Annotated in this window: 13 protein-coding genes and 1 pseudogene; 8 read left to right on the plus strand and 6 right to left on the minus strand. The window is 60.1% G+C overall.

Features of this window, described 5'->3' with window-relative positions:
- Positions 1-28: 28 nt before the first annotated feature.
- Entirely contained in the window at positions 29-283 is a 255-nt protein-coding gene (cspD, locus tag AB7M25_RS10880) for a cold shock domain-containing protein CspD (RefSeq protein ID WP_429396226.1), read from the minus strand.
- A gap of 223 nt (positions 284-506) precedes the next feature.
- On the opposite strand from cspD, the gene clpS reads away from it, so the two are divergent.
- Together clpS and clpA are read left to right on the plus strand one after the other, a co-directional pair.
- Entirely contained in the window at positions 507-869 is a 363-nt protein-coding gene (gene clpS, locus AB7M25_RS10885) for an ATP-dependent Clp protease adapter ClpS (protein WP_015094394.1), read from the plus strand.
- A 30-nt stretch (positions 870-899) separates the two neighbouring features.
- Positions 900-3170: an ATP-dependent Clp protease ATP-binding subunit ClpA gene (gene clpA / locus AB7M25_RS10890; protein ID WP_454237272.1), complete on the plus strand. Its 2271-nt coding sequence runs from the start codon at positions 900-902 to the stop codon at positions 3168-3170.
- Between the two features lie 220 nt (positions 3171-3390).
- On the opposite strand, the gene infA is transcribed toward clpA, so the two are convergent.
- The 4 genes and pseudogenes from infA to trxB form a co-directional block, all read right to left on the minus strand.
- A complete protein-coding gene (infA, locus tag AB7M25_RS10895; protein WP_002553999.1) occupies positions 3391-3609 on the minus strand; it encodes a translation initiation factor IF-1 in 219 nt (72 codons plus the stop codon).
- Positions 3610-3720: 111 nt separating this feature from the next.
- Positions 3721-4428, minus strand: a complete 708-nt coding sequence (locus AB7M25_RS10900; RefSeq protein WP_429383044.1) for an arginyltransferase — start codon at positions 4426-4428, stop codon at positions 3721-3723.
- Positions 4429-4485: 57 nt separating this feature from the next.
- Complete coding sequence (aat, locus tag AB7M25_RS10905) at positions 4486-5166, minus strand: leucyl/phenylalanyl-tRNA--protein transferase (protein WP_429517122.1); 681 nt, start codon at positions 5164-5166, stop codon at positions 4486-4488.
- Positions 5167-5228: 62 nt separating this feature from the next.
- Positions 5229-6188, minus strand: a pseudogene (trxB, locus tag AB7M25_RS10910) (thioredoxin-disulfide reductase).
- A 294-nt stretch (positions 6189-6482) separates the two neighbouring features.
- On the opposite strand from trxB, the gene AB7M25_RS10915 reads away from it, so the two are divergent.
- The 6 genes from AB7M25_RS10915 (at position 6483) to cysG (ending at position 14138) form a co-directional block, all read left to right on the plus strand.
- The gene (locus AB7M25_RS10915; protein ID WP_015094398.1) at positions 6483-8894 is read left to right on the plus strand and encodes a DNA translocase FtsK; all 2412 of its coding nucleotides are present in this window, start codon (positions 6483-6485) and stop codon (positions 8892-8894) included.
- A 66-nt stretch (positions 8895-8960) separates the two neighbouring features.
- Complete coding sequence (lolA, locus tag AB7M25_RS10920) at positions 8961-9584, plus strand: outer membrane lipoprotein chaperone LolA (protein WP_104447774.1); 624 nt, start codon at positions 8961-8963, stop codon at positions 9582-9584.
- 165 nt (positions 9585-9749) lie between these two features.
- On the plus strand, positions 9750-11072 hold the full coding sequence (locus tag AB7M25_RS10925) for a replication-associated recombination protein A (protein ID WP_429560864.1): 1323 nt from the start codon (positions 9750-9752) through the stop codon (positions 11070-11072).
- A complete protein-coding gene (gene crcB / locus AB7M25_RS10930; RefSeq protein ID WP_008049383.1) occupies positions 11072-11446 on the plus strand; it encodes a fluoride efflux transporter CrcB in 375 nt (124 codons plus the stop codon). The genes AB7M25_RS10925 and crcB overlap by 1 nt, the downstream gene beginning before the upstream one ends.
- Positions 11447-11462: 16 nt before the next feature.
- Positions 11463-12743, plus strand: coding sequence for a serine--tRNA ligase (gene serS / locus AB7M25_RS10935; protein WP_429383036.1), 1281 nt, complete (start codon positions 11463-11465; stop codon positions 12741-12743).
- Positions 12744-14138, plus strand: coding sequence for a siroheme synthase CysG (cysG, locus tag AB7M25_RS10940; protein ID WP_429383034.1), 1395 nt, complete (start codon positions 12744-12746; stop codon positions 14136-14138).
- Positions 14139-14268: 130 nt separating this feature from the next.
- Here the strand turns inward: cysG and AB7M25_RS10945 are convergent, their stop codons facing one another.
- Positions 14269-15270: a glutathione S-transferase family protein gene (locus AB7M25_RS10945; protein ID WP_429383032.1), complete on the minus strand. Its 1002-nt coding sequence runs from the start codon at positions 15268-15270 to the stop codon at positions 14269-14271.
- Positions 15271-15338 lie beyond the last annotated feature (68 nt).

Here is a 15338-nt window from a genome sequence, read left to right on the forward strand (position 1 = left end):
TTTTTTATGACTGGGCGACGGTGTGCGCTTAAGCTGTAACGGTTTGCGGCACGGTAGTCGAAGAAGTGATCGCCGTATCCGCAGGGGCACCGATGTTGACTGCATGCAGGCCTTTGGGGCCCTGGATGATGTCGAATACGACAGCTTGCCCGGCTTTCAGGGTTTTATAGCCTTCCATTTTAATCGTCGAGTAGTGGGCAAACAGATCTTCTGTCTTGCCTTCCTCGTTGATGAAACCGTAACCCTTGGCGTTGTTGAACCACTTCACCTTGCCGACTGCCATACCCAACTCCCTCTGCAACAGACTCCATCACTGGAGTATCATCCAGTACATCCGCAGTCGAACCTGTAAATAAGTTTGACTCCGCGGACCTTTTTTACCCACTGTGGGCTCTATTGGTTGTAACACCCTTTTGCCGATAGTCAAGCTGACCGGCAGTCGGAGTTGAAATCGCTGATAGTCGCCCCCACCACTGTATTTGAACAACTGACGAACCTTTCTTTCCATGCATGCAATCAGCCAGATTCGACTAACATTCAATCAGGATCGCCCTGATTTACACGACGACGATTCCGCAGGCATTGCTGTTCAGGAGGCAAAGCCTGCTCTACAGGCGCCGCCGATGTACAAGGTGGTTTTGTTCAACGATGACTACACACCGATGGATTTCGTCGTCGAAGTGCTCGAGGTGTTTTTTAACCTGAATCGCGAGCTGGCGACCAAGGTCATGCTGGCCGTTCATACAGAAGGACGGGCAGTATGTGGAGTGTTTACCCGCGACATCGCGGAGACCAAGGCCATGCAGGTCAACCAGTACGCCAGGGAAAGCCAGCATCCGCTACTCTGTGAAATCGAGAAGGACGGTTAATCGCCGACCACTTGGGTATGAGGTGAAGCTATGTTAAACCGCGAGCTCGAAGTCACCCTCAATCTTGCCTTCAAGGAGGCCCGTTCGAAGCGTCATGAGTTCATGACCGTCGAACACCTCCTGCTGGCCCTATTGGACAATGAGGCTGCCACCACCGTTCTGCGTGCGTGCGGCGCAAACCTCGACAAACTCAAGCATGACCTGCAGGAGTTCATCGACTCCACCACGCCATTGATCCCCGTGCATGACGAGGATCGCGAAACCCAGCCAACCCTGGGCTTCCAGCGTGTCCTGCAACGTGCTGTGTTTCACGTACAGAGCTCGGGCAAACGCGAAGTGACTGGTGCCAACGTGCTGGTCGCGATCTTCAGTGAGCAAGAGAGTCAGGCGGTGTTCCTGCTGAAACAGCAGAGCGTTGCCCGCATAGATGTCGTCAACTACATCGCCCATGGCATTTCCAAGGTGCCGGGGCATGGCGATCACTCTGAAGGTGAGCAAGATATGCAGGACGACGAGGGCGGTGAGTCTTCTTCCTCGGGCAATCCCCTGGATGCTTATGCCAGCAACCTCAACGAACTCGCGCGCCAGGGTCGTATCGATCCGTTGGTGGGGCGTGAGCTGGAAGTCGAGCGTGTTGCACAGATCCTGGCGCGCCGGCGCAAAAACAACCCGCTGCTGGTGGGCGAGGCGGGCGTGGGTAAAACCGCGATTGCCGAAGGCCTGGCCAAGCGCATTGTCGACAACCAGGTGCCGGACCTGCTGGCCAACAGCGTGGTTTACTCCCTCGACCTGGGTGCCTTGCTGGCCGGTACCAAATACCGTGGCGATTTCGAGAAGCGCTTCAAGGCGTTGCTCAATGAGCTGAAAAAACGGCCGCAGGCGATCCTGTTCATCGACGAGATCCACACCATCATTGGTGCGGGTGCTGCGTCCGGTGGCGTCATGGATGCCTCGAACCTGCTCAAGCCGCTGCTGTCCTCGGGTGATATCCGTTGCATCGGATCGACCACCTTCCAGGAATTCCGCGGCATCTTCGAGAAGGACCGTGCCTTGGCCCGGCGTTTCCAGAAGGTCGATGTGTCGGAGCCTTCGGTGGAAGACACCATTGGCATTCTGCGCGGCCTGAAGGGGCGTTTCGAAAGCCATCACAATATCGAATACAGCGATGAAGCCCTGCGCGCGGCTGCCGAACTGGCCTCGCGTTACATCAATGACCGGCACATGCCGGACAAGGCGATCGACGTCATCGACGAAGCGGGTGCCTACCAGCGCCTGCAGCCGGTCGAGATGCGTGTTAAACGCATCGAAGTGCCTCAGGTCGAAGACATCGTCGCGAAAATCGCGCGGATTCCGCCAAAACACGTCACCAGCTCCGACAAGGAATTGCTGCGTAACCTCGAGCGCGACCTGAAGTTGACCGTGTTTGGTCAGGATGCCGCGATCGACTCGCTGGCAACCGCGATCAAGTTGTCCCGTGCCGGTCTCAAGTCCCCTGACAAGCCTGTGGGTTCGTTCCTGTTCGCCGGGCCTACCGGTGTCGGTAAAACCGAAGCGGCGCGTCAGTTGGCCAAGGCACTGGGTGTCGAACTGATTCGCTTCGACATGTCCGAGTACATGGAGCGCCACACCGTATCGCGTCTGATCGGTGCGCCTCCGGGCTATGTCGGGTTCGATCAGGGCGGTCTGCTGACCGAAGCCATCACCAAGCAGCCACACTGCGTGCTGTTGCTCGATGAGATCGAGAAAGCGCATCCGGAGGTCTTCAACCTGCTGTTGCAGGTCATGGACCACGGTACCTTGACCGATAACAACGGGCGCAAGGCGGATTTCCGTAACGTGATCGTCATCATGACGACCAACGCCGGTGCCGAGACAGCTGCTCGTGCTTCGATCGGTTTCACCTTCCAGGACCACTCGTCCGATGCGATGGAAGTGATCAAGAAGAGCTTCACGCCGGAATTCCGCAACCGTCTGGACACCATTATCCAGTTTGGTCGCCTCAGTCATGAGGTCATCAAGAGCGTGGTGGACAAGTTCCTTACCGAGCTTCAGGCGCAGCTGGAAGACAAGCGAGTGTTGCTGGAAGTCACCGATGCGGCCCGCAGCTGGCTGGCCGAAGGTGGCTACGACGCGGCGATGGGTGCTCGCCCAATGGCTCGCCTGATCCAGGACAAGATCAAGCGTCCACTGGCGGAGGAAATTCTCTTTGGCGAACTGGCCGAACATGGCGGTGTGGTACACATCGACATCAAGGATGGCGAGCTGACCTTCGAGTTCGAGACCACGGCCGAGATGGCCTGACGTTAAACCGCAACAAAGCAAAAAGGCGCCGGTTGGCGCCTTTTTGCTGTCTGTAGGAGCGAGCTTGCTCGCGATGGTTGTTAACGATGACGCGGGAAGCCTGGATTGACGCGGTGTTCTCAGGTTTTTCGCGAGCAAGCTCGCTCCTACAGTGGTTTGGCAGCAAATCCCAGACAAACAAAAACGCCCGGCATAAGCCGGGCGTCTTGTATTGACCTGATTAGCGGGCGCGGTAAGTGATGCGCCCTTTGCTCAAGTCATAGGGAGTCAGCTCTACGCGCACTTTGTCGCCGGTAAGAATACGGATGTAGTTCTTGCGCATCTTGCCGGAGATGTGCGCGGTTACGACGTGCCCATTTTCCAACTCCACACGAAACATGGTGTTGGGCAGGGTGTCGACGACAGTGCCTTCCATTTCGAAGCTGTCTTCTTTCGACATGCAGTAAAGCCCTCGGTGTCCAATGAATGGCCCGGTGCAACTGCGCCAGGCAAAAGCGGCGTGCATTGTGCCCGAAAAGTGGGGTTTAAGCCAAGGGGTTTAGGGTCGGCTCTAGTTTAGAACCACCCAACGCTGATTAATCAGCAACTCAATGGGGCGATATTGAGTCTTGTAATTCATTTTTTTGCAGTTTTTGATCCAGTAACCGAGGTAGACCGCTTCCAGCCCCAGTCGCCGGGCCTCGGCGATTTGCCACAGGATTGCATAGCGCCCAAGGCTACGGCGCTCTTCGGCTGGCTCGTAGAAGGTGTAGACCGCCGAAATACCGTTCGGCAGCAAATCGGTGACGGCGACGGCCAGCAGTTGGCCGTTCAGGCGGAACTCATAAAACCGTGAAAACGGCAGGTCCCGCACCAGGAAGGTCGAAAACTGGTCGCGACTGGGCGGGTACATGTCGCCATCGGCGTGACGCTGTTCGATGTAGCGCTGGTAAAGCGCGAAGTACTCTTCGTTGAAGCAGGGCTTGGCCGGACGCACCTGCAAGTCCGTGTTGCGCTTGAAAATGCGTTTCTGTTGCCGGTTGGGCGTGAACGGCCCCACGGGAATGCGCGCCGGAACGCAGGCATTGCAATTCTGGCAATGCGGCCGGTAGAGATGATCGCCACTGCGACGAAACCCCATCTCTGACAGGTCTGCATAGACATTCACATCCATGGGCTGGCTAGGGTCGAGGAACAGGGTTGTGGCCTGCTCATCGGGCAGATAACTGCAAGAGTGCGGCTGAGTGGCATAGAACTTCAAACGCGCCAACTCGGTCATGATCAACCCTCGGGATAATGCTTTTGAATAAGTGTAAGCCACCTGCGCAAAAGTCGCTCAGCAAACCCAGCTCGCGCGATTGGGCTGGTCCAGATGCTGGGCCAGATAGCTGGCAAACTCACGGCGGGGGATGGCCCGGGCTCCGAGACTGTGCAGGTGATCGGTGGGCATCTGGCAATCGATCAGTACAAAACCCGAGTCTTTCAGATGCCGGACCAGGGTGGCAAAGCCGAATTTCGAGGCGTTGTCAGCGCGGCTGAACATGGACTCGCCAAAAAACAACCGGCCCATCGCCAGGCCATACAGGCCGCCGACCAGTTCGTCCCCATCCCACACTTCCACCGAGTGCGCGTGACCACGCCTGTGCAACTCGATATAGGCCTCTTGCATCGCTTCGGTGATCCAGGTGCCGTCGGCGTAATCCCGGGGAGCCGCACAGGCACGAATGACGGCGGCGAAGTCCTGATCGAAGGTCACTTGATAGCGTCGCTGGCGCAGCAGCTTGTTCAGGCTGCGCGAAACGTGCAATTCGTCGGGAAACAGAACCGTGCGCGGGTCCGGAGACCACCAGAGAATCGGCTGGCCTTCGGAAAACCATGGGAAGCAGCCGTGGCGATAAGCCGAGATCAGCCGATCGGCGGACAGGTCGCCACCGGCAGCCAGCAGCCCGTTGGGGTCGCGCATGGCCTTTTCCAGCGGTGGGAAGTGCAAGGTGTTGCGTTGTAACCAAGTCAGCATGGCATCCGGGCTTGCAGAAGGGGAGGTCAGTGGCGGGCGTTGGCCCGCCATAAAGTTTGCCTTCAAACGGCAGGAATGTCGTCGAGGTATTTTTCGGCGTCCAGCGCCGCCATGCAACCGGCCCCCGCAGACGTAACGGCCTAGCGATAAACATGATCGGCCACGTCGCCGGCGGCAAACACACCTGCAATCGCCGTGGCGGTGGCATCGCCTTCGCTGCCGCCCTTGACCAGCAGATACCCGTCGCGCATTTCCAGTTGCCCGATGAACAGGTCGGTGTTGGGTTTGTGGCCGATGGCGATAAACACCCCGGCCAGCGGCAGCTCTGTGGTTTCACCCGTTTGGCTGTCCCGCAGGCGGGCACCGGTCACGCCACTGGCATTGCCGAGCACTTCGTCCAGATTCTGGTTCCAATGCAGGCGGATATTGCCGTGGGCGGCTTTTTCGAAGAGTTTGTCCTGGAGGATTTTCTCCGAGCGCAGTTTGTCGCGTCGATGGATCAGGTGCACCTCCCTGGCGATGTTCGACAGGTATAACGCTTCTTCGACCGCCGTGTTGCCGCCGCCGACCACCGCGACCACCTGGTTGCGATAGAAGAACCCGTCACAGGTCGCGCACGCCGACACCCCTTTGCCGGCAAAGGCTTCCTCCGACGGCAGGCCCAGGTATTGCGCGGAGGCGCCGGTGGCAATGATCAGGGCGTCGCAGGTGTAGGTGCCGCCATCGCCGATCAGTTCGAACGGCCGTTGTTGCAACTTGGCGGTATGGATGTGGTCGTAAACGATCTCGGTGGCAAAGCGCTCGGCGTGTTTTTGCATGCGCTCCATCAGCACGGGTCCGGTCAGGCCTTCGACATCGCCTGGCCAGTTATCGACTTCGACGGTGGTGGTGAGCTGGCCACCTGCCTGTATGCCGGTAATGACAACGGGTTTGAGGTTGGCGCGGGCGGCATAAACGGCTGCGCTGTAACCGGCAGGACCGGAGCCCAGGACAATCAGGCGGGAATGCTTCGCTTCGCTCATAAAAACACCTCATAAGCCTTTGTCACAAAAGACAATGCATGCTCAAATTGAATAGCATGTCATGTGCTGTTGACTATGCTACACCCAAGGGTCTCAAGCATGGCGTCGTGCGTACAAACCCGTACAATGCCCTGCGTGTTACATATATTCAGTGCGCACCGTGTTTATAAAAACCGGGACGCAGTGTTAAAAGTAGTCCCGGTTACCTGTGTTAACTTTTTTACCTGCCTGGATTGGGCAGTTTTTTAGACATTCAACAGATGGACGCGCCATTGGCGCAGGAAAAGAAGCGTTTTGAAGAAATCCACCGCAGCACCTAAACCAGCCGTCGTTCCGCTCTGGCGCCAGCACTTGCACTACCGACTCAAGGAAGGTGCGCTGATCGCCATCGGTGCCCTGTGCCTGTTCCTGATGATGGCCTTGCTGACCTATGGCAAGGATGATCCGGGCTGGAGCCATAACAGCAAGATCGACGACGTGCAGAATTTCGGCGGGCCCGCGGGCTCCTACAGCGCCGATATCCTGTTCATGGTGCTGGGTTACTTTGCCTACATCTTCCCGTTGCTGCTGGCGGTCAAGGCGTACCAGATCTTCCGCCAGCGTCACGAACCGTGGCAGTGGAGCGGCTGGCTGTTCTCCTGGCGCCTGATCGGCCTGGTGTTCCTGGTGCTGTCGGGTGCCGCGCTGGCCCATATCCATTTCCATGCCGCGACCGGTCTGCCGGCCGGTGCGGGCGGTGCACTGGGCGAAAGCCTCGGCGAACTGGCGAGGAACGCCCTGAATATCCAGGGCAGTACGCTGCTGTTCATCGCGTTGTTCCTGTTCGGCCTGACGGTGTTTACCGACCTGTCGTGGTTCAAGGTGATGGACATCACCGGCAAGATCACCCTCGACCTGTTCGAACTGTTCCAGGGCGCGGCCAATCGCTGGTGGGCGGCCCGTACCGAACGCAAACAGCTGGTCGCCCAGTTGCGTGAAGTCGATGACCGTATGGATGAAGTGGTTGCGCCGACCGTCACCGACAAGCGCGAGCAGGCCAAGGTCAAGGAACGGTTGATCGAGCGTGAGCAGGCCCTGAGCAAGCACATGTCCGAGCGTGAGAAGCAGGTGCCACCGGTGATTGCACCCGCGCCGCCAAAACCGGCCGCGCCGAGCAAACGCGTGGAAAAAGAGAAACAGGCGCCCCTGTTCGTCGACAGCGCCGTTGAAGGCACCTTGCCGCCGATCTCGATTCTTGATCCCGCGGAAAAGAAACAGCTCAATTACTCGCCCGAATCCCTGGCGGCGGTCGGCCACCTGCTGGAAATCAAGCTCAAGGAGTTCGGCGTCGAAGTGACCGTGGACTCGATCCACCCGGGTCCGGTGATTACCCGTTACGAAATCCAGCCCGCCGCCGGCGTCAAGGTCAGCCGCATTGCCAACCTGGCCAAAGACCTGGCCCGTTCCCTGGCCGTGACCAGCGTGCGCGTGGTGGAAGTGATTCCGGGCAAGACCACGGTCGGTATCGAGATTCCCAACGAAGACCGGCAGATCGTGCGTTTCTCCGAGGTGTTGTCGACCCCCGAGTACGACAACTTCAAATCCCCGGTCACCCTGGCCCTGGGCCACGACATCGGCGGCAAGCCGGTCATCACCGACCTGGCGAAGATGCCGCACCTGCTGGTGGCCGGTACCACCGGTTCCGGTAAGTCGGTGGGCGTGAACGCGATGATCCTGTCGATCCTGTTCAAGTCCGGCCCGGAAGACGCCAAGCTGATCATGATCGACCCGAAAATGCTGGAACTGTCGATCTACGAGGGCATTCCGCACCTGCTGTGCCCGGTGGTCACCGACATGAAGGACGCCGCCAACGCCCTGCGCTGGAGCGTTGCCGAGATGGAGCGACGCTACAAGCTGATGGCCAAGATGGGCGTGCGGAACCTGTCGGGCTTCAACGCCAAGGTCAAGGAAGCCCAGGACGCCGGCGAGCCGTTGAGCGATCCGCTGTACAAGCGCGAAAGCATCCACGACGAAGCGCCGCTCCTGCAAAAGCTGCCGACCATCGTGGTGGTGGTCGACGAATTCGCCGACATGATGATGATCGTCGGCAAGAAGGTTGAAGAGCTGATCGCCCGTATCGCCCAGAAGGCGCGTGCGGCCGGTATCCACTTGATCCTCGCGACCCAGCGTCCGTCGGTGGACGTGATCACCGGTCTGATCAAGGCCAACATCCCGACCCGCATGGCGTTCCAGGTATCGAGCAAGATCGACTCGCGGACCATCATCGACCAGGGTGGCGCCGAACAACTGCTGGGCCACGGTGACATGCTGTACATGCCGCCTGGCACCAGTCTGCCGATTCGTGTTCACGGTGCCTTCGTGTCCGACGATGAGGTTCACCGCGTGGTGGAGGCCTGGAAGCTGCGGGGCGCGCCGGAATACAACGACGACATCCTCAATGGCGTCGAAGAGGCGGGCAGCGGCTTCGAAGGCAGCAGCGGGGGCGGCGACGGTGACGATCCCGAGGCCGACGCGCTGTACGACGAAGCGGTCCAGTTCGTGCTGGAAAGCCGTCGCGCCTCCATTTCCGCGGTTCAGCGCAAGCTCAAGATCGGCTACAACCGCGCCGCGCGCATGATCGAAGCCATGGAAATGGCCGGGGTCGTGACGTCCATGAACACCAACGGTTCGCGTGAAGTCCTGGCCCCGGGCCCGGTGCGCGACTGACCCGAATATGAAAGGGTGGCGCCCTTTGGCGCCACTCGCACTCCCACGAATGTTATGAGGACTCCCATGCGTCTGATCCGCATGCTGTTGCTGCCGGTACTGGCTTTGACCACGCTCCAGGCTAACGCCGATGACAAGGATGTGGCACGCCTGACCCAACTGCTGGAAAAATCCCAGACCCTGACCGCGCGTTTCTCGCAACTGACCCTTGATGGCACCGGCACCCAGTTGCAGGAAACTGCCGGCGAGATGTCCCTGCAGCGTCCGGGCCTGTTCTACTGGCACACCGATGCACCGGCCGAACAGACCATGGTGTCCGATGGCAAGAAGGTCACCCTGTGGGACCCGGACCTGGAACAGGCCACCATCAAGAACCTCGACCAGCGCCTGACCCAGACCCCGGCCTTGCTGCTGTCCGGTGACGTGTCCAAGATCAGCCAGAGCTTCGACATCAGCGCCAAGGAAGCCGGCGGCGTGATCGACTTCACCCTGAAGCCGAAAACCAAGGACACCCTGTTCGACAGCCTGCGCCTGTCGTTCCGCAATGGTCTGGTCAACGACATGCAGTTGATCGACAGTGTCGGCCAGCGCACCAATATCCTGTTCACCGGGGTGAAGGCCAACGAGCCGATCCCGGCGTCCAAATTCAAGTTCGACATCCCCAAGGGTGCCGATGTAATCCAAGAGTAAAAACACCGAACCTGTGGGAGCGGGCTTGCTCGCGAAAGCGGTGTGTCATTCAATCAAAATGTCGACTGACACGGCCTCTTCGCGAGCAAGCCCGCTCCCACAGGGATTTTTGTCCAATCTCAGGACGGTGTGGCATCAAGGCCCAGTGAGGTTTCACAAGTAGCCATGGATCTGTTTCGCAGCACCCCCATCGCCCAGCCCCTGGCCGCCCGCCTGCGTGCGGCCAACCTGGACGAGTACGTCGGTCAGGAACACGTGCTCGCTCGCGGCAAGCCCTTGCGCGAAGCGCTGGAGCAGGGTGCCCTGCATTCGATGATTTTCTGGGGCCCACCGGGTGTGGGCAAAACCACCCTGGCGCGATTGCTCGCGGAAGTCTCGGACGCACACTTCGAAACGGTCTCGGCGGTGCTGGCCGGGGTCAAAGAGATCCGTCAGGCGGTGGAAATCGCCAAGCAGCAGGCCGCGCAGTACGGCCGCCGCACCATTCTGTTCGTCGACGAAGTGCATCGTTTCAACAAGTCCCAACAGGACGCGTTCCTGCCTTATGTCGAGGACGGCACGCTGATTTTCATCGGCGCGACCACGGAAAACCCTTCGTTCGAACTCAACAACGCCTTGCTGTCCCGCGCCCGCGTCTACGTGCTCAAGAGCCTCGACGAAGCGGCCCTGCGCAAACTGGTGCAGCGCGCGCTGACCGAAGAGCGGGGCCTGGGCAAGCGCAAGCTGACCCTCAGCGATGAAGGCTTCCAGATGCTGCTGTCGGCCGCGGACGGCGATGGTCGACGCCTGCTCAACCTGCTGGAGAACGCCTCTGACCTGGCCGAAGACAACAGCGAGATCGGTACCGAGCTTCTGCAAAGCCTGCTCGGCGACACCCGTCGACGCTTCGACAAGGGTGGCGAAGCCTTCTACGACCAGATATCCGCGCTGCACAAATCGGTGCGCGGCTCCAACCCCGACGGCGCGCTGTACTGGTTCGCGCGCATGATCGACGGCGGTTGCGACCCGCTGTACCTGGCCCGGCGCGTGGTGCGCATGGCCAGTGAAGACATCGGCAACGCCGACCCGCGCGCCCTGAGCCTGTGCCTGGCGGCGTGGGAAGTGCAGGAGCGTCTCGGCAGTCCGGAAGGCGAGCTGGCGGTGGCCCAGGCCATCACCTATCTGGCCTGCGCGCCGAAAAGCAACGCGGTGTACATGGGCTTCAAGACCGCGCTGCGCGCCGCCGCCGAACACGGCTCGCTGGAGGTGCCGCTGCACCTGCGCAACGCGCCGACCAAGCTGATGAAGCAGTTGGGCTATGGCGATGAGTACCGCTATGCCCACGACGAACCGGATGCCTACGCTGCCGGGGAGGACTATTTCCCCGAAGAACTCGACCCGATTCCGTTCTATCAGCCCGTGCCCCGTGGCCTGGAGTTGAAGATCGGCGAAAAACTCAACCACCTGGCAAAACTCGACCGTTTAAGCCCCCGGCAGCGGAGAAAATAGTGCTTCCCTTGATCGTTGCGGTTTCCGTCGGCGGGATGGCCGGCACGCTGTTGCGCTTTGCCACGGGTAACTGGATCAACGCGAATTGGCCGCGGCACTTCTATACCGCGACGCTGGCCGTTAATATCGTGGGCTGTTTGCTGATCGGCGTTCTATACGGTCTGTTTTTGATACGCCCGGAGGTGCCCATCGAGGTGCGCGCCGGGTTGATGGTCGGCTTCCTCGGGGGGCTGACGACTTTTTCATCCTTTTCACTGGATACGGTGCGCCTGCTGGAAAGCGGGCAAGTGCCGCTGGCCCTGGGCTATGCGGCACTCAGCGTATTCGGCGGGCTGCTTGCCACCTGGGCCGGCCTGTCCTTGACCAAACTTTGATAAACGAGAAACCGACATGCTCGATTCCAAACTGTTACGTAGCAACCTTCAGGACGTAGCGGACCGCCTGGCATCCCGTGGCTTTGTGCTGGATGTTGCGCGCATCGAAGCGCTGGAAGAACAGCGCAAGACCGTCCAGACCCGCACCGAAGCACTGCAGGCTGACCGTAACGCGCGTTCCAAATCCATCGGTCAGGCCAAGCAGCGCGGCGAAGACATCGCGCCGCTGATGGCGGATGTCGAGCGCATGGCAGGCGAATTGAGCGCCGGTAAAGTCGAACTGGACGCGATCCAGACCGAATTGGACTCGATCCTGCTGGGCATTCCCAACTTGCCGCACGAATCCGTGCCGGTCGGCGAAGACGAAGACGGCAACGTCGAAGTGCGCCGTTGGGGCACGCCGACTGCCTTCGATTTCCCGGTTCAGGACCACGTGGCCCTGGGCGAAAAGTTCGGCTGGCTGGACTTCGAAACTGCCGCCAAGCTGTCCGGCGCGCGTTTCGCCTTGCTGCGTGGCCCGATCGCCCGTCTGCACCGCGCCCTGGCGCAGTTCATGATCAACCTGCACGTCACCGAGCACGGCTACGAAGAGGCCTACACGCCTTACCTGGTCCAGGCCCCGGCGCTGCAAGGCACCGGCCAGCTGCCGAAGTTCGAGGAAGACCTGTTCAAGATCGCCCGCGAAGGCGAGGCCGACCTGTACCTGATCCCGACCGCCGAAGTGTCGCTGACCAACATCGTAGCCGGCGAAATCGTCGATTCGAAACTGCTGCCGATCAAGTTCGTCGCCCACACACCGTGCTTTCGCAGTGAAGCCGGCGCATCGGGCCGCGACACCCGCGGCATGATCCGTCAGCACCAGTTCGACAAGGTTGAAATGGTGCAGATCGTCGAGCCGTCGAAATCGATGGAAGCGCTGGAAGGCCTGACCGCCAACGCCGAGAAAGTCCTGCAACTGCTTGAGCTGCCTTACCGCACCCTGGCGCTGTGCACCGGCGACATGGGCTTCAGCGCGGTCAAGACCTACGACCTGGAAGTGTGGATCCCGAGCCAGGACAAGTACCGCGAAATCTCGTCGTGCTCCAACTGTGGCGATTTCCAGGCCCGCCGCATGCAGGCGCGCTTCCGCAACCCGGAAACCGGCAAGCCGGAACTGGTACACACCCTGAACGGCTCCGGCCTGGCAGTGGGTCGCACCCTGGTGGCGGTGCTGGAGAACTATCAGCAGGCCGACGGTTCGATCCGTGTGCCGGAGGTTCTCAAGCCGTACATGGGTGGCCTTGAGGTCATCGGCTAAATGAAATATCTGCCGCTGTTTCACAACCTTCGCGGCAGTCGTGTGTTGGTCGTCGGCGGGGGGGAAATTGCCTTGCGCAAATCCCGCCTGCTGGCCGATGCCGGTGCGCAGCTGCGGGTGGTTGCACCTGAAATCGAAGCACAACTGCGCGAACTGGTTGCCGGCAGCGGTGGCGAGTGCCTGTTGCGTGGCTACGCCGAAGCGGATCTGGACGGTTGCGGGCTGATCATTGCCGCCACCGACGACGAAGCGCTGAACGCACAAGTCTCCGCCGATGCCCATCGGCGTTGCGTGCCGGTCAACGTGGTGGACGCGCCGGCCCTGTGCAGCGTGATCTTCCCGGCCATCGTCGACCGCTCCCCATTGATCATTGCCGTGTCCAGTGGTGGTGATGCGCCGGTGCTGGCACGCTTGATCCGCGCCAAGATCGAAACCTGGATTCCTTCCACCTACGGTCAACTGGCCGGTCTGGCGGCGCGTTTTCGTCACCAGGTCAAAGGCCTGTTTCCGGATGTGCAGCAGCGTCGGGCATTTTGGGAAGATGTTTTCCAGGGCCCGGTTGCCGATCGGCAACTGGCCGGGCAGGGCGCTGAAGCCGAGCGTCTGTTGCAGGCGAAAATCGATGGCGAAGCCCCTGTGGCGACCGGTGAGGTCTATCTGGTGGGTGCAGGGCCAGGTGATCCCGATCTGCTGACGTTCAAGGCACTGCGTCTGATGCAGCAAGCGGACGTGGTGCTGTATGACCGTCTGGTAGCGCCGGCGATTCTCGAACTGTGCCGTCGCGACGCCGAGCGGATTTATGTCGGCAAACGCCGTGCCGATCACGCGGTGCCGCAGGATCAGATCAACCAGCAATTGGTGGACCTGGCCAAACAGGGCAAGCGTGTGGTGCGACTGAAGGGCGGCGATCCGTTCATCTTCGGTCGTGGCGGTGAAGAGATCGAAGAACTGGCGGCCCATGGCATCCCGTTCCAGGTCGTGCCGGGGATCACGGCGGCCAGTGGTTGCGCGGCCTATGCCGGGATTCCGCTGACCCACCGCGATTATGCGCAGTCGGTACGCTTTGTCACCGGGCACCTGAAGGACGGCTCAACCGATTTGCCGTGGGCCGATCTGGTCGCGCCGGCGCAGACGCTGGTGTTCTACATGGGCCTGGTGGGCTTGCCAATCATCTGCGAGCAGTTGATCAAGCATGGTCGCGGTGCTGATACCCCGGCGGCGTTGATCCAGCAGGGCACCACGGTCAATCAGCGCGTTTTCACCGGAACGCTGGCCGACTTGCCACGATTGGTGGCGGAGCATGAAGTGCATGCGCCGACGCTGGTGATCGTCGGTGAAGTGGTGCAACTGCGCGAGAAACTGGCGTGGTTTGAAGGGGCTCAGGGGCAACTCTGAAAACCGGGTGTCCCCATCGCTGGCAAGCCAGCTCCCACAGTGATCTATGTGATGTTGAAGATTGCCGCTTCAACACAAAACCTGTGGGAGCTGGCTTGCCAGCGATGGGGCCTTCAAATCCATCACATTCTCAGGCCTTGCGCCAAACCCCTTTCCCACTCAACCGCTCCCGGTCATGCGCCACGGTAAAGTCCTGCGCCGGCCCCTTGGGCACCACACCCGTCGGGTTAATGGTGTGATGGCTGGCGTAGTAGTGGTGCTTGATGTGTTCAAAATCCACCGTCTCGGCAATCCCCGGCCACTGATAAATCTCTCGCAGCCAGTTCGACAGGTTCGGATAATCCGCAATCCGCCGCAGGTTGCACTTGAAGTGCCCGTAGTACACCGCATCGAAGCGAATCAGTGTGGTGAACAGGCGGATGTCCGCTTCGGTCAGGTATTCGCCAGCCAGATAGCGATTGGCGCCCAGCAGCAGCTCCAGGCGGTCCAGTTCGGCAAACACCTCGTTGAAGGCTTGTTCATAAGCCTGTTGCGACGTGGCAAACCCGGCGCGGTACACGCCATTGTTCACCGCCGGATAGATCCGCTCGTTCAACGCATCGATCTCACCGCGCAACGGCGCCGGGTAGAAGTCCAGGTCGTTACCGGTCAGATCGTCGAAGGCACCATTGAACATGCGGATGATTTCCGATGATTCATTGTTGACGATGCGTTTGCGCTGTTTGTCCCACAGTACCGGCACGGTGACGCGGCCGGTGTAGTCAGCGGTATCGGCGGTGTAGCGCTGGTGCATGAAGTCGAAGTGATCGAGCTTGTCGCCGGTGGAGCCGAGGGCTTTGTCGAAGGTCCAGCCGTTTTCCAGCATCAGCCAACTGACCACCGAAACGTCGATCAGGTTTTCGAGGCCTTTGAGTTTGCGCAGGATCAGGGTGCGATGGGCCCATGGACAGGCCAGGGACACGTACAGGTGATAGCGACCGGGTTCTGCGGCAAAACCGCCGACGCCAGTCGGTCCCGGCTTGCCATCAGCTGTCAGCCAGTGGCGACGCTGCGCCTGTTCACGCTGGAACGTGCCATCCTTGCTGCTTTCGTACCACTTGTCCTGCCAGCGGCCATCGACTAACAAACCCATGTTCAAGACTCCAGAAGCCAATATTCGTTGGAGCCGAGTCTATTCCCATGGGTTCGAACAAAAAGCGC

This window comes from Pseudomonas sp. AP3_22 TE3818 (assembly GCF_053628995.1).

Bases quoted from the DNA above. Each gene is read 5' to 3' on its own strand.
- AB7M25_RS10900 (WP_429383044.1), bottom strand. From the start codon at position 4,428: ATGACCGAGTTGGCGCGTTTGAAGTTCTATGCCACTCAGCCGCACTCT.
- serS (WP_429383036.1), top strand. From the start codon at position 11,463: ATGCTCGATTCCAAACTGTTACGTAGCAACCTTCAGGACGTAGCGGAC.
- aat (WP_429517122.1), bottom strand. From the start codon at position 5,166: ATGCTGACTTGGTTACAACGCAACACCTTGCACTTCCCACCGCTGGAA.
- AB7M25_RS10925 (WP_429560864.1), top strand. From the start codon at position 9,750: ATGGATCTGTTTCGCAGCACCCCCATCGCCCAGCCCCTGGCCGCCCGC.
- cysG (WP_429383034.1), top strand. From the start codon at position 12,744: ATGAAATATCTGCCGCTGTTTCACAACCTTCGCGGCAGTCGTGTGTTG.
- clpA (WP_454237272.1), top strand. From the start codon at position 900: ATGTTAAACCGCGAGCTCGAAGTCACCCTCAATCTTGCCTTCAAGGAG.
- infA (WP_002553999.1), bottom strand. From the start codon at position 3,609: ATGTCGAAAGAAGACAGCTTCGAAATGGAAGGCACTGTCGTCGACACC.
- lolA (WP_104447774.1), top strand. From the start codon at position 8,961: ATGCGTCTGATCCGCATGCTGTTGCTGCCGGTACTGGCTTTGACCACG.
- clpS (WP_015094394.1), top strand. From the start codon at position 507: ATGCATGCAATCAGCCAGATTCGACTAACATTCAATCAGGATCGCCCT.
- AB7M25_RS10945 (WP_429383032.1), bottom strand. From the start codon at position 15,270: ATGGGTTTGTTAGTCGATGGCCGCTGGCAGGACAAGTGGTACGAAAGC.
- cspD (WP_429396226.1), bottom strand. From the start codon at position 283: ATGGCAGTCGGCAAGGTGAAGTGGTTCAACAACGCCAAGGGTTACGGT.